The following is a 19,647-nucleotide window of genomic DNA, read 5'->3' as shown; positions in this document are numbered from 1 at the left end:
AGGTGAATCGATATAATTGGCCCGGTGTCGTGGGATTATATCGCCTAAGGATTAGTTATGATAAAGCCACCGTTCAAAATTCTTAAGTCTCATCTTGTAGACGCATTCTTTATTACGCCTGATAAGTTGTATCGCGAATTCGAAGTGCCTCTAGAGGAGGTGGATAGATTCAGAAGCGGGCGAATCTATTTTCTCGTAAAACGACGTAAAGTGCGATTTTCCAGTGCCTCGCTGAGCAAAAAGTGCCAGATCGTGTTTAAGTATGCCTCACAGGGCATGCTGTCGCGCCCTCACAAGGTCGACATTGCTCAACTGATGCACGGCGCGCCGGCTATCAATAAAAAATTCTTTCCGACACCGGCCCATCTGCAATCAATGATTCAATATGTAGAGTCCGCAGATGAGTATGAGCGCCTGTTGAAGCGAGAGCCCATGGTTGCAGCCGTCATGCCGGGAAGCGGGGAGAAGGAGCGTGCGGATCGGGCAATCGCCTACCATTTTCTGACACCTGTGGACCCGATGCCCAAGGATGAAAATAGGCATATCATCTTTGCTCATCAACTGCTGCGTGTTACCGATGACCTTCCGGAAAAGTACGAAGTTATGTATATCGGCAAGGCCATGGAGCTGTCTGACCGAATGGACGGGCACAAGCGTGTGCAGCAAGCCCAAGCAGAATGCGAGGACAATGCGGAAATCTATCTGTACTTCTTCACGCCACAGTTCGAGGCGATGGCGTCTCGCGACGGCATGGTCATCAAACAACCTAAAGACTATATGACCTTAGGGGAAGAAAATCTTGTGCTCGCCGCCGAGGCCGGTTTGATCAATTACTTCAAACCTGAATTGAATGTTCAGAATAAAACAACGGAGTTGCGTAAAAGCAAGACCATGGCTCGCGTGAAGAGTTTGAAATACACTCATTTTATTTCGGAGTGTAATTTTGATGAGCATGACTATGCGTTCGAATCGTCGAAAGTCAAGAAGAGTGGCGTGCACGAGAGGATTTATTCACTTTGACGCAGAGCAGGCATTTCCTACTCATGTTGACGTCTGCTTTGAGCCGGTTGCTGTCGGTCGTGACTATCTGAATCACATCCCAGTTTGAGATTGAAAGCCCATGACGTTTCTAGGCGCCGAGCGAGCAGTCGGATAGTAAGCAGATAGTAGTATCGTGTCGTCTCGTCATGGCTGGCGAGACAATGCTCTATGAACCTGTGAAAAAGGGGACTGATTTATTTTCGAAAAATAAATCTGTCCCCTTTTTTCTTAGTCCCCTTTTTTCTCGCAGGCTGAAGCGATTCGCAAGATCTGCGACCGCTACCGCGTGACCTATATCTACATCGACGTCACGGGGTTCGGTGGGTGTACCAGCGTGAAACAGTTCCGGCCCGATGCCCGAGGCTTCAGCTACAGCGTTGAGGTCAAAACTCAGTTGTGCAAGAAGATATCCTCTGCCCGGCGAAGGGCAGAGGAGGGGGGCCTAATTGTTTGGGATCACGCTCATCAAGAGGGACACGAAGTACTCAGAGGTGAATTCCGATTCGATGACCGTGCCGTCCTGGGAATAGGCTTGCCACCTGTTTTGTTTCGGTAGGATCAAGAGTTCTTGTTGCAACCCACTGGTGCGAAACCCGAACTCATTGTTCCGTGTAAAGGTAGGTATGAACTCGATGCGGTGATCTGTTACAGGGAATATAATTTTCTGCGTATCGAAGCCAATAGATTCGTCGCCGAACCTAGCAGTGATCTGAACAGGCTCATGAAATGGCGCGACAACGTTGTAAACGTATCGATTGGTCATCTGAAAAAATTCTTTAACGGAGGTTCTCAGCTGCTCCAGCTCAAATTTGATGCGCTGATCCTTCTGTTCCTGTCTCTGCCTGTAAGCGTCGAGAGCGGATTTCAGTTTTTCCGGCGTGTTCATTTTCTGCTCCATGATTATTTCCACCATGAGATTCACGAGGGGTCGCTTATCGGAGGTGGCACGGAGATAGTAATACGTGAATCGAAAGGGACTGGAAACTGAAACGCTGCGAACGTAACGCTGAAGGATGACGGATTTTACGTCGAATTTTATGTATTCCAGAAGCAACAAGGCCCCGCATCGCTGCGAGGCCTTATTTTGTATGGTGCCGGCACCAGGAGTCGAACCCGGGACCTACTGATTACAAGTCAGTTGCTCTACCAACTGAGCTATACCGGCGTGTGGGCGACGATTATAGCGATTGGGCGGGTTCTGTAAACCCCTGAATTCTGACTATTTTTATGCAGGCCGTGGCTCGGTGGCGCGGCGTCGCCTTTGTGCGGGCATCAATCGACGCACGGCCAGCGAAAATGCTGCCCTGACGGCGTTAAAACCAACCGTTATGTCGGTTTGTTTTGGCGCTTATGCACAATGGGAAGGAAGCGCCGAACGGAATCTTTCCTTTTTGTGACACTTTTCTCGTTTGCGCGCAAATCCCTGTTTTCATGGTTTTTTATCCATATGAACAAAAAATGAACAGCTTGGAGACGCTCAGAAAATCACGACTTACTTGGATCCAGGCATATTTCATCAACAGAGTTATCCACAGGCTGTCGCGTGTGGCTGACGCTCTGCCAGCAGTAATAGATTTCTTGGCGTAAGAGGTGCTTCGCAGAAGATGCCAAGGCGCACTTCGTAACCCTTTTGGCTAAGGAAAAGTGCCCGGTCCAGCACCAGCCAAAGCTCCAACGGCCGTCGGAAAAGGCCTCGCACCAATTCCAGGTTGCGCACCTCGGCCAGGCGTAGATAACCCGCAGCCTCCAGTTGCTCCCAATCGGGGAAACCGACTGTGGATAAATTCTTCAGGGCCGCCAGGTCGGTGCAGTAGCGGGCGAACGGTTTTTCCAGCCAGGCGCTCGGTAATGACGGTGTGGGCAGATAGTCGTCGCTGCGGCGGATTTGCCTTTGCAGCAGGTCGAAGGCCAGGCGTCGGGCCATGGATTTGTCCCGTTGTCGTCGGACGCGCGCGCCGGCGGTGACGGTTTCGCTCAGTGGCAGGCCGAGGTCGTCCAGCGACAGTTGCAGGCGGGATTGGCTGGCCGCATCGGACAGCGGTTGATACCGCGCCGTGCTGATGCGGTTGTAGCAGCACGGTGCGATAGCCATTTGTGCGCAGCCGGCGGCACTCGCTAGGTGCATGAGCCGCACATGCAGGTCGCCGCAGGCGTGGAGGGCTATCGGGGTGTGTTCCGGTTGGATCGTCTGGGCCGCGTCCGTCGCCATTACATCTTGCTGCAAGTGAAGAGCGGGCAGGTTGTGGTGCTTGCTCAGTTGCTGGCCGGCGGCGACCAGCATGGGGTCGTATTCCAGGCAGGTCAGTTGCTGATCGTCGTGCAGTAGCCGTCGACCCAGGTGGCCTTTGCCGGCGCACCAGTCGAGCCAGCGGGTCGGTTTGGTGGTGAAGTTCAGGCGGCTGGCGAAGGCTTCGATCTGCTGCCATTTGCGCCCGGGTACGTCGACGTTGAGGCGATGAGTTGGTGCTTTCAGCAGGCTGGCGGGCAGCTCGGCGACAACGCTCAATGCGCGGGCGGTAGCGGCCCATTGCGCAAACGGCGCGGGCGCGTCTTCAATCAACCACGGCTGGTGATGGTCGTTTTCCGCCGCTTGCAGCGAACGCTGGCGTAGCCATTGGGCCAGTTCGGGGTGGGAAGTTTCCCAAGGTAGCTGCAGAAGAGTGAAAGGGCGGGGCTTCCATAGCGCCTGGTGCTCTGTGAGAAAAGCATCCAGAGCCATGAAACGGGCGAGCAACGCTTCGCCCGTCAACACCTCGCTCTCAGCGCCCTTGGCAGGCATCGACGCGCAACCAGCGTTCCAGTTGCTTGAAGCCTTGTACCAGGACGAAGGACATCAGCAGGTAGAACATGCCGGCCGCGAAGAAGATCTCTACCGGCAGGTAGGTCCGGGCGATGATCGTACGGGCCATGCCGGTAAGTTCCAGCAGGGTCACGGTGCTCGCGAGGGCACTGGCCTTGAGCATCAGGATCACTTCGTTGCTGTAGGCCGGCAGGCCGATGCGCGCGGCGCGGGGCAGCATGATGTACAGCAGCGCCTTGGGGCGAGACATGCCCAGGGCCCGCGCGGCTTCAATTTCGCCACGGGGAATGGCCTGGATCGCGCCGCGCAGGATCTCGGCGATGTAGGCGGCGGTGTGCAGGGTCATGGTGGCGGTGGCGCACCAGAACGGGTCCCGCAGATAAGGCCACAAGGCGCTGCTGCGCACGGCGTCGAACTGCGCCAGGCCGTAATACACCAGGAACAGCTGAACCAGCAGCGGAGTGCCGCGGAAAAAGAAGATGTAGGCGTAGGGCAACGCCCGCACGTACCACAGGCGCGATGAACGGGCGATGCCCAGCGGAATCGCCAGCAACAGGCCGGCGATCACGGCGATGGCCACCAGCTCCAGGGTCAGTGTCGCGCCCTGGGCCAGTTTCGGCAGCCACTTGATGATGACTTCCCAGTTCATTGGGTGCTCCTGGTGAAACCACGGGCCGCGCGTTGTTCAAGCAGGTGCATGCCGATCATGGCGAGTACTGTCAGCCCCAAGTACATGAGCGCGGCGACCAGATAGAAGGTGAACGGCTGTTTGGAAATGGTTACGCCGATTTGCGCGTGTCGCATGATTTCTTCCAGGCCGATCACCGAGACCAGCGCGGTGTCCTTCATCAGGATCATGAACAGGTTGCCCAGGCCGGGCAGGGCGATGCGCCACATTTGCGGCATGATCAATCGGGTAAAGATCCGCCATTTCGACAGGCCCAAAGCGACGCCGGCTTCACGGTGGCCCTTGGGGATCGCCAGGATTGCGCCGCGAAACACTTCAGTAGCGTAGGCGCCAAAGCACAGGCCGAGTGCGATGACGCCGGCGGCGAAGGCGTTGAGAGCAAGGTCGGGATTGCCGAAGTACTCACCCAAGGCGCGCATCAGGTTAACGGTGCCGAAATAGATCAACAGCACCCAGAGCAGTTCCGGGATGCCGCGAACCAGCGTTGAATAAGTGCCACCAAGCCATTGCAACGGCTTGTATGACGAGGTCTTGGCCAGGGCACCGAGCAGGCCGAGTACCAGCCCCAGGCATAAGGCAGAAAGGGCCAACTGGACGGTCATCAGCGCGCCGGCGGCTAGCGCCGGGCCGAATCCGTAGAGGTCAATCATCATGGGTATGTGTTCATATCGCGGCAGGCTTTGCTAAGGACCGGCGCCGTACAACAGCGGCGCCGGTCAGGCACGTCAGGATCAATAGATGCTGAACGGGAAGTACTTGTCGTTGATCTTTTTATAGGTGCCGTCGGCAACGATCTCTTTTAATGCGGCGTTCAGCTTGTTGCGCAATTCATTGTCACCCTTGCGCACGGCGATGGCGATTTTGTCGCCCTCTACCACCGCGTCACCTTTGAATTCGTAAGCCCGGCCAGCTTCGGTTTTCAGCCAGTCGTAGTTCGCGTATTTGTCTGCCAGGATCCCGTCGAGACGACCGGAGGTCAGGTCCAGGTAGGCGTTTTCCTGGGTGTCGTAGAGTTTCAGTTCGACACCTTCCATGTTTTCTTCCATCCAGGTGCCGGCGAGCGTGGAGCGCTGTGTCCCGATGACCTTACCCTGAAGAGACTCTTTATCGATTTTGAAATCGACGTTTTTCGGTGCGATGAATTGCAGTTTGTTGGTGTAGTACGGGTCGGTGAAATCTACGGCTACTTTGCGCTCTTCGTTGATCGACAGCGAGGAGATCAGGAAATCGAACTTCTTGGCGTTCAGGGCCGGGATGATGCCGTCCCAATCGGAAGTGACCACTTCGCACTCGACTTTCATCTTGGCGCACAGGGCGTCGCCGATGTCTTTGTCGAAACCCACGACCTGGCCGCTGGCGTCCTTGTTATTGAACGGAGGGTAGGCTGCTTCGATGCCCATTTTCAGTTTGCCGTCCGCCATGGCGTTGGCCGAAAGGACCAGGCTGGCCGCAGCGGCCAAGAGTATTTTCCTGTAGGTCTGCATAGGTACTGCTCCGTTAGCGGTTGCTGGACATGAATTGTTTGCAGCGCGCCGAAAGCGGGCTTTCGAAAACCTGCTGTGGCGTCCCTTGTTCTTCGACCAGGCCCTGATGAAGAAATACCACTTCGCTGGAAACCTGGCGGGCAAAGCCCATTTCGTGGGTAACCAGCAGCATGGTGCGGCCTTCCTCGGCCAGGGCGCGGATCACACTAAGTACTTCCTGGACCATTTCCGGGTCAAGGGCAGAGGTGGGTTCGTCGAACAGAATCACCTTGGGCTGCATCGCCAGCGTGCGGGCAATGGCGGCGCGTTGCTGCTGGCCGCCGGACAATTCGGCCGGGTAGGCGTGGCGCTTGTCGGCGATGCCGACCTTGGCCAGCAGGGCTTCGGCGATATCGACGGCTTCGGCCTTGCTCTGGCCGAGCACCCGGCGCGGAGCCTCGATGATGTTGTCGAGCACGCTCATGTGCGGCCAGAGGTTGAAGTTCTGGAAGACAAAACCGATCTCGCTGCGTATGCGGTTGATCTGTTTGCCGTCGGCGGCTACCAGTTCGCCGTTTTTCGCCGCCTTGAGCTTGAGCTCTTCGCCAGCCACCAGGATCTGCCCCTGGTTGGGGTTCTCCAGCAGGTTGATACAACGCAGGAACGTGGACTTGCCGGATCCGGAAGAGCCGAGGATCGAGATCACGTCGCCGTCGCGAGCGGTCAGCGAGACGCCCTTGAGCACCTCCAGCTGGCCGTAGCGTTTGTGCAGGTTGCGGATTTCAAGCGCGGGCGTGGCCTGGGCCATGTGCGTTCCTCATGATATGTGCTCCCTTGCTGTCGGCAGCCTTCCTGGCGAGGCGGCCAAGCTAGCATGCGTCCGGATGGCCGCCAACAGCGCTACGACCGGTAAACCGGCGACTTGCGGCAGCTTGTCGCATCGGCGCAGCAGACTGTCGCGCCGTCAACAACCGAACGGCTGTTTGAACCTGCCTGTCAGCGAATTGCCTGGGGAGTCGCGTAAAAAAAGGCGCGATGGTGCCAGCTTTGGGCGGGGGTGGGAAGGGTTAACCGGATGAGCGTGCCTATTCCAATTGGCATTCGAACCAACTCCCAATCGATCTAAACATCGGTGTTCATAAATCGATCAAACGATGGCGTCCAAAATCAGGAGTGGTTGCCATGAACTCGCTATCTCGTCTCGTCGCTTTAGGCGCGCTGCTGTTCCCCATCTTCCTCAACGCCACCAACCTGGCGCCCATCGACAACACAGGCGTCCAGATCCAGCCCATGCAGCAGAACGGGATTACCTATCTGTCCGGCGGCATCGGCGAAGACGAAGCCCGGGCCATCGGGCAGGCCCAGGGTTACAACCTGCACATGACTTTTGCGATCGGTCCGGAGAACAAATACGTTCCGGATGTGGACGTGACTGTGCTGAACGCATCAGGACAAACATTACTGACGCTCAGCGATGCGGGCCCGCTGGTGTATGTGCAACTGCCGCCGGGCAAGTACAGCGTGGTGGCGACGCGCAACGGGGAGGAGCGCCGCGACACCGCCGATTTGGGCAGCGGAGCCGCGCGCAAGCTGGTGTTCCACTGGAACAGCAGCGAGTAGCCTGCCCGCTTATTCGCCGGCGGACTCTTCCATCGACTGGCGATAACGGTCCAGCGCCTCGCTGAAGTCCTTGATGAACTCCGGCGTGCTGAGCCAGCGCTGGGCCGCCTCGCGGTCCATGTCATCGACCCACATGCGGTAGTCCACCAGCATGTCGGCAGCCAGGTTGGTGGCGGCCATGCTCTCGTTTTCGGCGTTCTTCAGATCCAGCAGGCCTGGGCGCTCGATGATCATTTCGCTGACGTTGGCCAGCAATGTGTCGAGCATTTCGCTGCGGCTGACGGCCTCGGCGTCGCGCAGCTTGACGAACAACTCCTGTACGTAAACCGGTGGCTGGGCGGTTGCATGGGCTGGATCGCCATACATCGGGATGGATTTTCGCCCGGTCATGCGGATCTGCTTGGCTTTGTCTTTGGCACGCTTGGCGCGTTTTTGCTGTTTGTTCAGTGAGGCCATTGGGCTTCGGTTTCCAATTCGTTAGGGGGCGGTACCCGGCTCAGTCGATTTTCGGCACGGTAAAGCGAAATTCGCTGCCCTGGCCTGGCTGGCTTTCGGCGTGCAGTTTACCGCCATGAGCCTGGACAATCCCCTTGGATATATACAACCCAAGTCCGGTGCCATTCGGGTTGCCTTCCTTGGTTGTCCAGTAGCGGTCAAAAACATGCGGCAGCTGTTCAGGGGCGATGCCTTCGCCGGTATCGCGGACGCTGAACACGATCTCATCGCCCACCGACATCGCGCTGATGCCCACGGTCCCTTGCTGCGGCGTGAATTTGATGGCATTGCCGATCAGGTTGGACAGCACTTGGAACAGCCGCTCGGGATCTGCGTTGATCTTGAGGTTGGGCTCGGCATGGAAAGAAATATCGATTGCCTTGGCGGAGGCCAGCGGCGTGAGCAGCGAACAGGCGTCTTCGAAGATCTGGCTGACGTCCATCGGCTGAGGGTTGATAGTGTAGCGCCCGGCGTCGATGCGCGAGGTGTCGAGCAGGTCTTCCAGCAGTGCATTCATGCGACTGGCGGCTTGTTGCATGGTGTCGATGGCCGAGGCAATTCGCTTCGAGCTGTGTGAGCCGTCGGAGCTGAAGGCCTTTTGCATCATGCCGCAGAGCATGGAAATGACCGTCATCGGGTTGCGCAAATCATGGGACACGACTGCCACCAGTTCATCGCGTGCTTGCACCGCCTGGCGCTCCTTGCGCACCTGTCGGGCCAGATCATTTTCCAGGGCCGAGCGGCGCAGGTCGTTGGCGGCGAACAAGTCGCCATGGCCCCACTTGGCGCTGATACCGTCCATCTCGACTTTCCAGATTTCAAACGAGGTGCGCGGCCGCAGGCGCAATCCGGTCTCGCTGTCTTCCAGGTCGAGGGGTTTTTGCGGGTCGCCGCTCCAATTGATGGTTTGCTTCACTTCGGGACGGAACCACAGCACGCCGTTTTCCACAGGCTTGGGCAGATGAATCGCCAGCACCCCGCTCGCTACATCCTGAAAAGCCTTGGCCGGGGCGAAAACGCTGCCCAGGTTATGGTGAGAGAAAACCGGCTGACCTGTTGCCAATATCCACTTGTGCAATTCGCGGATTTGCTCCGGTTCGGGGCACTGACCGTGGCGATGCAGTTTGTTGTCCTCGAAGATCGCAACGCCGCTGGCCCCGGTGAGGTCCATCAGACGTTGTGGCTCGCGGCACAGGCCATCGAAGACGTTTTCGCTGGATTCGGCCATGACGGCGGCAAGCGCCTGTAGGTCCTCCAGCTTGGCGTCCCGTTGCCGAGTCAGTTCAAGGGTTTCCATGGCGCTGATCTGCAGTGACAGGATCTGGCCGATGGTCTGGCAGGCCATGCGCATTTCATGGGGCACGAGCAGCGGCTGGCGATTGCCGCAGCTGATCAAGCCCCACAGCTGTTCGCCTTTCATCAACGAGATGCTCATCGACGACAGCACGCCCATGTTCTTCATGTATTGACGGTGGATCGGCGAGACGCTGCGCAGCGTGGAAAAACTCAGATCCAGCGGCGCCTGGGTATCGGGACGCAGCTCGGGCACCAGGGGTATCGGCATATAGTCGGCGTTGGGGATGATGCGCAACCAGTTGGTGCGATACAGCTCACGGGCCTGCTCGGGAATATCCGAGGCTGGAAAAAACAGTCCCTTGTAAAGCTCCATCGATGGCGCGCTGGCTTCGGCGATGACCTGCCCGTGACCTTCTTCCTCAAAGCGATAGATCAGCACGCGGTCGTAGCCGGTCATGGCTTGGATTTCCCGCACGCTGATTTCGTACAGCGTCTGAAGGTCTTTTGCGCTTTGCAGGCGCTGGAGCATGCGGCCCAGGTTGGCCTCGCCGCTGACGCCTTCGGGGCGATAGTCGCTCAGGTGTTGTTCCAGCTCGATGATCAGGGCGCCCTGATGGCGATGCACCAAGGCGTCAAAACGCTGCTGGTTCACGACGATGGCTACGGGCGCGTTGTCGCTTCCCGGGGCCGCGTGACAGGCAATTAGGATGGCTTGCGCCTGCTCCAGTCCCACCAGTGCATCAAGCGTCTGGTCCAGCAATCTGTTGGGATCTTGTCCCATCAGCTGCAATACGTTGGCGCTGACCTGACGGATCAGAAAGTCGGGCTCGGACAGCATCAGCAGCACGCCATGAGGTTGGATGGCACCGGGGAAGCGAATCGGTTCGTCTGCGCAATTAGCCAGCAGTTCTTCGAAGGCTTCCTGGTTTTCCGGGTTCATAGCAGTACCTTTTGGCTGTCCAGCCAGTGTTCAAAATGAGTAAACGTCGCCTTGGCGGCACGTGTGACTTCGAGCGTCTGGGGTTCGCCAAGGTTCCTGTCGTCCAGGTATTGGAGGAAATCCTTCCAGCGGCAGCCGGTGAGTTCACCGTACACGTTGAGAAAGGCAGCGCCACTGGAGGCATCCAGGCCAAGCTGCTCCGCCACCCTGCGTCGCAGAATCTGTCCGCCGAGGGTCGCTCCTTCCAGCACGTAGGAGACGCCGAGGGCGGCCGCGCGGGAGTCGATCTGCGGCAGTTGCTGGCAAACGGGCAGCGCCTCGATAGCGGCGGCATCCATGCCCAGCGCCGTGAGATCGGCCCGCAATACCGGAAGCTTGATGCGCAGGGATTGGTCCAACCCGGACGGAATCAATGCCAATACCTGAAGCCGTTGTTCCAATGGCTGGTAAAAACCGTAATAGGCCGCCATCAGGCGTCGGTATAGATCCAGATCCAGCCGTTCCGAGAAAAATGGCAGGCGTTTTTCCAAGGCGACATGCAACTCGGCGGTTTCAGTCCGCAATGCCTGGATCAAAGAGGGGTGGGTTGCGGCCGGTGACATGCAGAATGAAGCTCGTTGGCTGGAGCGTTGCTGAAAAAAACGCATCAATATTACATGGGTTTTTTGAGTATGCGTTTATCGATAACGGCTTCATTTCTTCAGGTCGCTGCGTCCGGGGGGGACTCCTCAAGTCGCGCCCGTTCGCAATCCAGCGCCTTGCGCAGTTCTTCTTCGGTGGGGAGCACCAGTTGATACTGGCTGGCGAACAGCTGTTCATGGCCTTGCAACACGGAATAACGCACCACCGACTCGTCTTTTTGTGCACAAAGAATGATGCCGACGGTGGGTTTATCATCAGGGCCGCGCCTGAGCTCATCGTAGAGTCGCACATACATATCCATCTGGCCGATGTCCTGGTGGCTCAGCTCGCCTCGCTTGAGATCGACGATCACAAAGCATTTGAGCAGATAGTTGTAGAAAACCAGGTCGAGGTAGAAATCCTTGCTTTCGGTGCTGATGCGCTGCTGGCGTGCGATGAAAGCGAAGCCTTTACCCAGTTCGAGCAGGAAGCCCTGCAGCTGGTTGATCAGGGCTTGTTCGAGATCGGTTTCCAGCAGCCTGCCGGTGTTTGGCATTCCAAGAAACTCAAGGACTACCGGATCCCTGACAATGTCCCTGGGCCCGAACGCTAGTTGCTCAAGATGGGTTGCTGCTTCCTGCTCTACCGCAGGTCGATCGCGGCTTGCCAGGAGGCGTTCGTAATAGAACGTGCCGATCTGGCGCTCCAAGGCGCGGGTGGACCAATTCTGGGTGGCGGCTTCGTTCATGTACCAATGTCGAGTGTTGTCGTGTCCTACCCGCAGAAGCGTGCGGTAATGGGTCCAGCTCAATTCGGTACGCACTGCGTTCCAAATTGAAAACTTCAGATAAAAATCCCGCATATGCCGCAGGTTACGTTCATCAAACCCTTTCCCAAACCGCGCCGTCAGCACCTTCGCCAACGAGGCTAGCAACCTTGCGCCATAAGCCGCGCGTTCGGCGCCTCCTTGCTCGAACTCGATGATGTGCCGGCCGATCTGCCAGCAGGTCTGTACCTGGAGAGTGTCAACGGCACGCAACACCTTCTGGCGTGCCTGGCGAATCAGCTCGCCTAGTTCGTTGATCAAGGGCGCGAGCTGTGGATCGTCTTGGGGCAGTATCGGCTTCATCGAAGTGTCCAGCCATTGGAAGGGGCGGACCAGAAGAATGCTCCCATGAAAGCTTCGATGATGTCAGACGGAGCTGATTGCTTTGGAGGAAAAATAGCTGATTGATGCAGGACGGGTATGACGCAGCCCACGCTGGTGGAGCTTGGTCTGTAGGAGCCGTCCCACCAGCGTATGATCCATCGTCAGTCGCTGACTGAAGTCAGCCTTGGCCTTGCGTCAGCGCCTGGGATGCGGCCACATAATCAGCCTGGAATTGCTTGCTTTCCACCCAATCCAGGGCAGTCTGCTCATCGACGCCCGTGGTCAGGCGACGGTATTCGATCAAGGCGGTGATGATGAAGTCGGTCGCTTCTTCTTCACCTTCCTGTTCCAGCACGAGCGCCAGCAGTGGATGGCCCAGGAACGCTTCGCACATGGCTTTCTGACTGACCTTCTCGGCGGCGCTCATGATGCGGAACAGGTCCGACAGGTCCACGGTTTCCAGGTCGATGCGCTCGTCGTTCGGGTCCAGGAAGTCGTTCGGCGCAGCGGCACGCTGGATGCGATTCTTCTTGGCTTTCTCCTTGGCGCGCTGGCTGCGTTTTTGCTGTTTGTTCGCCGATGACATGGTCGGATTCCTGATGAATAAGGCCATCTATCCTACAGCTTCGACGCGAACGCTTCGAATCTCAATCCACCACGAACAGCGTCGCCCCTGATGGAGTGGAGGAGCGATGAGGCTCGGCCTGGTCGGCCACCTGGTAGCTCATGCCGGGCTTGAGCAGGAATTGCCGGCCGTCTTCGAGCTCGGTGTTCAGCTCGCCTTTGAGACAAAGCAGGATATGGCCCTTGGTGCACCAATGGTCGGCCAGGTAGCCGGCCGTGTATTCCACCATCCGTACCCGAACGCTGCCGAAATGCTGCGTGCGCCAGTAAGCGGTTCCGGTAATGCCTTTGTGTTCGGTGGGTTCGATGGTGGACCAGTCGGTGGTGCCGAAGGGGATGCCGGTGATATCCATGTCGACTCGCATGCAGGAGGAGGGGAGCGGACGAATGTAGCTGAGTCGACAGGATGCAGGAAGGAAATCCCGGACAATAAAAAACCCCGATCAATTTCTTGATCGGGGTTTTCGGTATTTGGTGCCCAGAGACGGAATCGAACCGCCGACACGGGGATTTTCAATCCCCTGCTCTACCGACTGAGCTATCTGGGCAACGGGGCGCATTAAACGGGTTTTTCAGGGGGGCGTCAAGCAAGTTATCAAAAAATATTTAACTATTACCGTCGCTTACGATTCGCCCCCGCTCCGGGCAGCTTATTCGGAGGGCGGCACGTAGCCCTCGGCCTTGGCGTAATCTTCGCCGGAAAAGAACTTGTCCATCTCCCCTTGAAGATATTTGCGATCTTCGGCATTCATCATGTTCAGGCGTTTTTCGTTGATCAGCAGCGTCTGGTGTTTTTGCCAGTCGCCCCAGGCCTTGGCTGATACGTTGTCGTAGATGTCCTGGCCCTTGGCGCCGGGAAACGGTGCGCGCTCCAGGCCTTCCAGCTGTTCTTTGTACTTGCGGCACATGATGGTGCGGGTCATTGCAACTCTCCTGCGTTCAATACAGCGGCCGCGCGTTCGAGCAATGTCTTGACCGGGGCGGCTAGGCCCAGGCGCGGCGGGGTGGCGAGGTTATACCAGAGCCAGTCGGCCTCGGCCACGTGATGGCCGGTTTCGCGGACCCGGACCAGCCAGGGTTCGATTGCCAACTGGAAGTGGCTGAAAGTGTGTACCAGGCTTGGCATTGCCTGTTGCTGACCCAGCTCCAGCGAATGTTGCAGGGCCAGGTGTTGCAGGTCGTCGAGGTCGTCGAGTTCCGGCAGGCTCCACAGACCGCCCCACAAACCGGTGGATGGGCGGCGGTAAAGCAAGATGGCGCCTTCGCGGTTAGCCAGCATGGGCATCAAGGTGCGTTTCTTGGGCACTTCCTTGCGCGGCTTGGGAATCGGATAGCGGGTTTCCAGGCCCAGCATGTGGGCTTCGCAGCCTTTTTCCAGCGGGCAGAGCAGGCAACTGGGTCTGCTGCGGGTACAGAGCGTGGCGCCCAGGTCCATCATCGCCTGGGTATAGGCGTTGACCCGATCCTGAGGGGTAAAGCGTTCGGCAGTGGCCCAGAGCTGTTTCGCAACCTTTGGCTCGCCTGGGTAGCCTTCCTGGGCAGTAAAGCGCGCCAGCACCCGCTTGACGTTTCCATCGAGAATCGGCGCCCGCAGGCCCATGCTGATGCTGGCAATCGCGCCAGCGGTGGATAGGCCGATTCCCGGCAGTTCCGTGAGCTTCTCCACATCCCGGGGAAATTCGCCGCCATATTGCTCGACGACGATTTTCGCGGTTTTCTGCAGATTACGAGCGCGGGTGTAGTAGCCCAACCCGGTCCACAGGTGCAGCACTTCATCCTCCGGCGCGGCGGCCAGGGCCTGGACGGTAGGCAGGGCGGCCATGAACCGGTCGAAGTAATTGAGCACCGTGCTGACCTGGGTCTGCTGCAGCATGATCTCCGAGACCCATACCCGATACGGGGAGATGTCTTGCTGCCAGGGCAGGTCATGGCGCCCGTGGCGGTCGAACCAATCCAATACGGCGCTGGAAAACTGCTCGGATGTCATCGCTTGAACAGCCCCTTCAGCGCATCTTTGAGCTCGGGGCTGACCTTGTCGCCGAGCTTCTCGTCGATCTTGTCGCCGAGGCGGTCGCCGGCTAGTTTCGCCGCAACCTTGCCCAGCCCGTCGTTGTCCAGGCGGCAGGCTTTCGCGCCCAGCTCCAGCGGGCCTCGGCAGCGTAACGGCCACTCGACATCGACATAACGCTCGTTGACCTGGCAGGCCGGGTCGGGCATGTCGCTCTTGTCGCCTTCAACGATGACGCCGACGCGGTAGTCCATGCCCAATACCCGCAGGTCGATGTCACCGTTGCCATTGACCGTCATGCCGGGGATGCGCACTTTGAGGTCCGGATTGCTGGCCACGCCATTATGGAAGGTAAGGTTGCCGTCGAGTTGCTGGAAAGGTGTGTCCTTGCCGCGCGGTTCACCGCTGAGACTCTTGCGGTTCAGCGTGGCGATGCCTTTGCACAGCTGCTGTTCGAGGTTGGCATTGAGCAGCACGCCATCATTGATGACGAACCCGGCATTGCCGTTCAGGCTGTCGATCAGGGCCTTCTGGCTGTTGCCACCGGCGGTGACGGCGCTGTTGAGCGTCACCAGGCCTTTGACGGGCGGATTCTTACCCTGGCTTTCGATGATCTTGTCGGCCGGCACCCGGTTGATGCGGGTTTGCAGGCTCAACTGCGGCATGGGCTGGCGCACGTCCAGCGTGCCCTTGGCTTCGAAGTTGCCGTTATACAAATCGCCCCGCAGGTTTTCCAGCGTCAACAGGCCGTCGAGCCCGGTGGCTTTCAGCGCGGCATTCTGGATGGGCAGCTTGTCGAGGGTCAGTTGGCCGAAGCTCAGGTCGGCATCGATATCGAGCTTGCTCAGGCGCTCCACCGGAAACAATCGATCGTTGCTCCACGCACCCTGGGTCGGGGCGCTTGGTAGCGGTGTGCTGCCGGCACCAGCCATGGCGCTGGCCTCGGTGTTGCTGACTTCGGCCTCGCGGGCAGCCTTGGCGCTGTTGGCTTCGGCGGACTTTGGCGGCAGGTAGCGATCAACATTGAAGGTGTCGGCCTTGAGCTGGGCACGCAGTGACTGCTTGGCGATATCTTCCACGGCGATGCGACCACTGAAATTGCTCTCATCGATTTTCAGGTTGATGTCGTTGAGCTCGACGCTGGTCGGTGTGGCTGCAATGCGGCTCGCCAGCTCGACCTTGCTCAGGCTGCCATCGGCCATCGCCGGCAGTTTCTGGCCGATGCTGTCGATGAAGCTGGCCAGGTCGAATGAAGCAATCGACACGCCGCCATTCAGCTGCGGCGTTTTGTCGAGATCGTTGACCTTCAGCTCGCCCAGTGCGCGAAGCTGGTTCAAGGAAAGCTTGATACCGGTCCATTCGGCAACGTTGGCTGCCTTGTCGAGGAACAGTTGCCCTTGCGCCGCAAAGCTCACGGTCTTGCCTTGCAACGGATCGCCGGTGGCTTCACCGGACAGCTTCAGGTCTTCGAATTTGTAGCGTTGCAGTGCGCGTTCGAAGCGCAGCTCGCCAGTCACCTCGGTGCGCACCCGAACAGCCGGCTGGTTGCTGGACAGGAAAGCCGTGAGGGTAACCGGGATATTGGTGGAATCGTGGATCGGGCCGGTGCTCAACTGGATGCTTTCAGCGGTAAACAGCTTGCCGGTCTGCTCGTCGCTGTATTCGACCCGGGCGTTGTTCACGGTCAGGCTGTCGATGTCCAGGCGAGTGGGTTGGGCCGGTTTCTCTGTCGGAGCGTTGGCCGGCGGGGCGGACTGTTCGGTTGGCGCCGGCCCCTTCGTAGCGGTCGTGGAGGCGGGCGCCTTGCCGATGTCTTCCCAGTTGCCATGACCGTTGTTGTCGCGGTTGAGCCGCAGGTTCAGGCCTTCGACCCGTACGTCGCTCATCTGCACTTCGCGGCGCAACAGCGGCATAACCCGGACTGAAAGCCCAAGCATCTGCAGGTCGGCAAAGGGTTGGGTCGGATTGGCCAGGGTCGCAACGCTGGCTTCGTGCAATTCAAGACCCAGCCATGGAAACAGGCTCCAGCCGATATCGCCATTGAGGGTCAGCTCGATGTGGGCCTTGTCGCGGGCTATCTGGCGGATCTCTTCCTTATAGTCGTTGGGATCGAAGAGGTGGGTCAGGGCAAAGCCCAGGGCCACAATGATCAGCAACAGCCCGAGAAGTACCAGACCCAGGATTTTGCCGAACGCTTTCATGGGCGAATCCTTGTAGGTTGAGTTCAAATTTTACCGGAGAGTATAACGTCCCGGGTTGGTGGAGCGTTGGGTCATCGTTTTTCGATCCTCCACTGGTGGAACGGCAGGCGCGGTTCACCGTGGCGAGGGAGCTTGCTCCCGCTGGACTGCGAAGCAGTCCCAAACCAGGCGAATCAGGACGCCTGGCACACCGTGGAGACAGCTTTAGGGGGCGCTGCGCTCCCCAGCGGGAGCAAGCTCCCTCGCCACGGGATACGTCCGGTCACCGTCAGCTTTCATTCAGCGGTATCTTCAGCTTTGCCGCCAAGGCCTGCACCTCCAGATGCCCGGCCGGTGCCTCGAGCCGGAGCTCGGAGTCTTCCTGTCGAGCCATCCTCCGTGCTTCGCTCACCAAGCGCTCAGCTACGCCACGGCGGCGGGTAACCTTTCTTACGCACAGGTGAGACAAGTACCAAGCGTCCTGGTGCCGTTGCAGGCGTGCGGCGCCGAGCAATCGGTCGTTGAACCGTGCCGCGATCAGCGTCCCTTCCGTCAGGCAACTGTTGACCAACTGCCCGGCATCGCTGAACGGCTCGAACAGCCAGGCCGGGGCGTCCTGGTAGATTTTCTGCAGGTCCTGATGATCCTGATGAGTGGCTTCATTCAGACGCTCGACAACGATGGGCATGGAAATTCCTGAAAAATAAACGAATAACGCCCTACAGAAAGTGAGAAGAGGCGCGATAAGACGAATGACAGAAAAAAGGTGATAGCACTTTGGTTTTTCTGTCACGAGCAAATGGTAACCTTTGTCAGTTCGCCCGTCCTTCTGCGACGTGATGTCGCACCAAAATGGAGCTTCACCGCAAAATACAGTCATGCCTGCGTGCAAATGAAGACTGAGGGTGATGCGTGGCTGGCGAACCTATTCCAATAACTGGGGGATATACAATGAGCACGAGCATTACGGCGGACGGCGTTGCCGACCAGCCTGCGTTCCTCTCCAAGGAACGCATTATCGCCAAGCCCGGCTTCAACCGCTGGCTGGTGCCACCGGCCGCGCTGGCCATTCACCTGTGCATCGGCATGGCCTACGGCTTTTCGGTGTTCTGGTTGCCGCTGTCCAAGGCCTTGGGCATCACCAAGCCGGTAGCCTGCGCGCCGGACATGAGCTTCATCTCGCAAGTCTTTTCGTCCCAATGTGACTGGCCGATCTCGATGCTCGGCTGGATCTACACCCTGTTCTTCATTTTCCTGGGGTGCTCGGCAGCCATCTGGGGCGGCTGGCTGGAACATGCCGGTCCGCGCAAGGCAGGCGTGGTATCGGCCCTGTGCTGGTGCGGTGGCCTGCTGATTTCGGCGCTGGGTATCTATACCCATCAGATCTGGCTGATGTGGGTCGGCTCCGGTGTCATCGGTGGTATCGGCCTGGGCCTGGGCTACATCTCCCCGGTCTCGACGCTGATCAAGTGGTTCCCGGACAAGCGCGGCATGGCGACCGGCATGGCGATCATGGGCTTTGGCGGTGGCGCGATGGTGGGTGCCCCGTTGGCTGCAGCGCTGATGAGCCATTTCGCTACGCCAACCGACGTGGGCGTATGGCAGAGCTTCCTGGTGATGGCCGCGATCTACTTCGTGTTCATGATCGGTGGCGCCCTGTCGTATCGCGTTCCGCCGACCGGCTGGAAGCCTGAGGGCTGGAACCCTGCACCGAAAAAAGCCGCGAACGCAATGATCACCCATCGCCACGTTCACGTGAACGTTGCCTGGAAAACCCCGCAGTTCCGTCTGGTCTGGCTGGTGCTGTGCCTGAACGTATCCGCCGGTATCGGCATCCTGGGCATGGCTTCGCCACTGCTGCAGGAAGTGTTCGGCGGCAAATTGCTCGGTAACGACCTGCCGTTCGGTCAGCTGGACGCCGCGCAACTGGGCCAGATCGCTGCCATTGCAGCCGGTTTCACCGGTCTGCTGAGCCTGTTCAACATCGGTGGCCGGTTCTTCTGGGCCTCCTTCTCGGACTACCTGGGTCGCAAAAACACCTACTTCGTGTTCTTTGCACTGGGTGTGGCCTTGTATGCCCTGATCCCGAGCCTGGGCCACCTGGGCAGCGTCGCGCTGTTCGTGGCGGCGTTCTGCATCATCCTGTCGATGTACGGCGGCGGTTTCGCCACCGTGCCGGCCTACCTGGCGGACCTGTTCGGTACACAAATGGTCGGTGCGATCCACGGTCGCCTGTTGACCGCCTGGGCGGCAGCCGGCGTACTGGGCCCGGTACTGGTGAACTACCTGCGTGAATATCAACTGAGCATCGGCGTTGAACGCGCCGCGGCCTATGACATCACCCTGTACATCCTCGCCGGCCTGCTGGTGCTGGGCTTCCTGTGCAACCTGATGGTTCGCCCGGTCGCCGACAAGTACTTCATGACCGACGCCGAACTGGCCGCAGAGCAAGCGCTGGGCCACGACAAGGGCGCCGACAGCACCACTTCCCTGGAGTGGAAAGCCGCACCAGGCACCAAGCCCCTGGCGATCGCCGCCTGGCTGGTGGTGGGCATTCCGCTGGCGTGGGGTGTGTGGGTGACCCTGCAGAAGACGGCGGTGTTGTTCCGCTAAGCGACAATCCAAAACAGGCCCGAATCCATTGGAAACGGGCCAACCCTGTGGGAGCGAGCCTGCTCGCGATGGGGGCGTGTCAGTCGACATGAATGTCTTCTGACGCAC

At 58.6% G+C, this 19,647-nt stretch carries 20 protein-coding genes and 2 tRNA genes; 4 read left to right on the top strand and 18 right to left on the bottom strand.

Annotated elements, in window-relative coordinates; translation table 11 throughout:
- Nucleotides 1-57 precede the first annotated feature (57 nt).
- Together J3P94_RS25855 and J3P94_RS25850 are read left to right on the top strand one after the other, a co-directional pair.
- Nucleotides 58-1,020 carry a hypothetical protein gene (locus J3P94_RS25855; RefSeq protein WP_434570285.1) on the top strand — a complete coding sequence of 321 codons (963 nt, stop codon included), beginning with the start codon at nucleotides 58-60 and terminating at the stop codon, nucleotides 1,018-1,020.
- A 307-nt stretch (nucleotides 1,021-1,327) separates the two neighbouring features.
- Nucleotides 1,328-1,597 (top strand): hypothetical protein, encoded by a 270-nt coding sequence (locus tag J3P94_RS25850; protein ID WP_434570283.1) that lies wholly within the window; start codon nucleotides 1,328-1,330, stop codon nucleotides 1,595-1,597.
- On the opposite strand, the gene J3P94_RS25845 is transcribed toward J3P94_RS25850, so the two are convergent.
- The 7 genes from J3P94_RS25845 to J3P94_RS25815 all read right to left on the bottom strand — a co-directional run bounded on the left by J3P94_RS25845 (nucleotide 1,484) and on the right by J3P94_RS25815 (nucleotide 6,800).
- The gene (locus J3P94_RS25845; protein WP_434574342.1) at nucleotides 1,484-1,939 is read right to left on the bottom strand and encodes a hypothetical protein; all 456 of its coding nucleotides are present in this window, start codon (nucleotides 1,937-1,939) and stop codon (nucleotides 1,484-1,486) included. The genes J3P94_RS25850 and J3P94_RS25845 overlap by 114 nt on opposite strands.
- A gap of 191 nt (nucleotides 1,940-2,130) precedes the next feature.
- Nucleotides 2,131-2,206, bottom strand: a tRNA-Thr gene (locus J3P94_RS25840).
- 360 nt (nucleotides 2,207-2,566) lie between these two features.
- Nucleotides 2,567-3,820, bottom strand: coding sequence for a methyltransferase (locus J3P94_RS25835; protein ID WP_434570281.1), 1,254 nt, complete (start codon nucleotides 3,818-3,820; stop codon nucleotides 2,567-2,569).
- The gene (locus J3P94_RS25830) at nucleotides 3,801-4,490 is read right to left on the bottom strand and encodes an ABC transporter permease (RefSeq protein ID WP_434570279.1); all 690 of its coding nucleotides are present in this window, start codon (nucleotides 4,488-4,490) and stop codon (nucleotides 3,801-3,803) included. The genes J3P94_RS25835 and J3P94_RS25830 overlap by 20 nt, the downstream gene beginning before the upstream one ends.
- Nucleotides 4,487-5,182: an ABC transporter permease gene (locus tag J3P94_RS25825; RefSeq protein ID WP_434570277.1), complete on the bottom strand. Its 696-nt coding sequence runs from the start codon at nucleotides 5,180-5,182 to the stop codon at nucleotides 4,487-4,489. Before J3P94_RS25825 ends, J3P94_RS25830 begins: the two co-directional genes overlap by 4 nt.
- A 78-nt stretch (nucleotides 5,183-5,260) precedes the next feature.
- Nucleotides 5,261-6,013: an ABC transporter substrate-binding protein gene (locus tag J3P94_RS25820; protein WP_434570275.1), complete on the bottom strand. Its 753-nt coding sequence runs from the start codon at nucleotides 6,011-6,013 to the stop codon at nucleotides 5,261-5,263.
- Nucleotides 6,014-6,026: 13 nt separating this feature from the next.
- Nucleotides 6,027-6,800 (bottom strand): ABC transporter ATP-binding protein, encoded by a 774-nt coding sequence (locus tag J3P94_RS25815; RefSeq protein WP_434570273.1) that lies wholly within the window; start codon nucleotides 6,798-6,800, stop codon nucleotides 6,027-6,029.
- Between the two features lie 374 nt (nucleotides 6,801-7,174).
- Here J3P94_RS25815 and J3P94_RS25810 point away from each other — a divergent pair, with 374 nt between their 5' ends.
- The gene (locus tag J3P94_RS25810; protein ID WP_434570271.1) at nucleotides 7,175-7,612 is read left to right on the top strand and encodes a carboxypeptidase regulatory-like domain-containing protein; all 438 of its coding nucleotides are present in this window, start codon (nucleotides 7,175-7,177) and stop codon (nucleotides 7,610-7,612) included.
- A gap of 9 nt (nucleotides 7,613-7,621) precedes the next feature.
- Here the strand turns inward: J3P94_RS25810 and J3P94_RS25805 are convergent, their stop codons facing one another.
- The 11 genes from J3P94_RS25805 to panM form a co-directional block, all read right to left on the bottom strand.
- Nucleotides 7,622-8,068 carry a hypothetical protein gene (locus J3P94_RS25805; protein ID WP_434570269.1) on the bottom strand — a complete coding sequence of 149 codons (447 nt, stop codon included), beginning with the start codon at nucleotides 8,066-8,068 and terminating at the stop codon, nucleotides 7,622-7,624.
- Nucleotides 8,069-8,108: 40 nt separating this feature from the next.
- Nucleotides 8,109-10,343: an ATP-binding protein gene (locus tag J3P94_RS25800; RefSeq protein ID WP_434570267.1), complete on the bottom strand. Its 2,235-nt coding sequence runs from the start codon at nucleotides 10,341-10,343 to the stop codon at nucleotides 8,109-8,111.
- On the bottom strand, nucleotides 10,340-10,945 hold the full coding sequence (locus J3P94_RS25795; RefSeq protein WP_434570265.1) for a biliverdin-producing heme oxygenase: 606 nt from the start codon (nucleotides 10,943-10,945) through the stop codon (nucleotides 10,340-10,342). The genes J3P94_RS25800 and J3P94_RS25795 overlap by 4 nt, the downstream gene beginning before the upstream one ends.
- A gap of 98 nt (nucleotides 10,946-11,043) precedes the next feature.
- Nucleotides 11,044-12,093: a PDDEXK nuclease domain-containing protein gene (locus J3P94_RS25790; RefSeq protein ID WP_434570263.1), complete on the bottom strand. Its 1,050-nt coding sequence runs from the start codon at nucleotides 12,091-12,093 to the stop codon at nucleotides 11,044-11,046.
- Nucleotides 12,094-12,292: 199 nt separating this feature from the next.
- Nucleotides 12,293-12,700 carry a hypothetical protein gene (locus J3P94_RS25785; RefSeq protein WP_305497455.1) on the bottom strand — a complete coding sequence of 136 codons (408 nt, stop codon included), beginning with the start codon at nucleotides 12,698-12,700 and terminating at the stop codon, nucleotides 12,293-12,295.
- Nucleotides 12,701-12,761: 61 nt separating this feature from the next.
- A complete protein-coding gene (locus J3P94_RS25780) occupies nucleotides 12,762-13,091 on the bottom strand; it encodes a DHCW motif cupin fold protein (RefSeq protein WP_434570261.1) in 330 nt (109 codons plus the stop codon).
- Between the two features lie 119 nt (nucleotides 13,092-13,210).
- A tRNA-Phe gene (locus J3P94_RS25775) sits at nucleotides 13,211-13,286 on the bottom strand.
- Between the two features lie 102 nt (nucleotides 13,287-13,388).
- Complete coding sequence (locus J3P94_RS25770) at nucleotides 13,389-13,661, bottom strand: oxidative damage protection protein (RefSeq protein WP_207963103.1); 273 nt, start codon at nucleotides 13,659-13,661, stop codon at nucleotides 13,389-13,391.
- Nucleotides 13,658-14,725 carry an A/G-specific adenine glycosylase gene (gene mutY, locus J3P94_RS25765; RefSeq protein ID WP_434570258.1) on the bottom strand — a complete coding sequence of 356 codons (1,068 nt, stop codon included), beginning with the start codon at nucleotides 14,723-14,725 and terminating at the stop codon, nucleotides 13,658-13,660. Before mutY ends, J3P94_RS25770 begins: the two co-directional genes overlap by 4 nt.
- Nucleotides 14,722-16,947 carry an AsmA family protein gene (locus tag J3P94_RS25760; RefSeq protein ID WP_434570256.1) on the bottom strand — a complete coding sequence of 742 codons (2,226 nt, stop codon included), beginning with the start codon at nucleotides 16,945-16,947 and terminating at the stop codon, nucleotides 14,722-14,724. Before J3P94_RS25760 ends, mutY begins: the two co-directional genes overlap by 4 nt.
- 268 nt (nucleotides 16,948-17,215) lie before the next feature.
- Entirely contained in the window at nucleotides 17,216-17,614 is a 399-nt protein-coding gene (panM, locus tag J3P94_RS25755; RefSeq protein ID WP_434570254.1) for an aspartate 1-decarboxylase autocleavage activator PanM, read from the bottom strand.
- Between the two features lie 263 nt (nucleotides 17,615-17,877).
- Here panM and J3P94_RS25750 point away from each other — a divergent pair, with 263 nt between their 5' ends.
- Nucleotides 17,878-19,539 carry an OFA family MFS transporter gene (locus tag J3P94_RS25750; RefSeq protein WP_434570252.1) on the top strand — a complete coding sequence of 554 codons (1,662 nt, stop codon included), beginning with the start codon at nucleotides 17,878-17,880 and terminating at the stop codon, nucleotides 19,537-19,539.
- Nucleotides 19,540-19,647: the final 108 nt, after the last annotated feature.

The sequence above is a fragment of the Pseudomonas sp. Z3-8 genome, assembly GCF_051131975.1.
Lineage (GTDB): Bacteria > Pseudomonadota > Gammaproteobacteria > Pseudomonadales > Pseudomonadaceae > Aquipseudomonas.
Note: the sequence above shows the minus strand (reverse complement) of the source record. Positions and strands in the feature narration are given on the sequence as shown.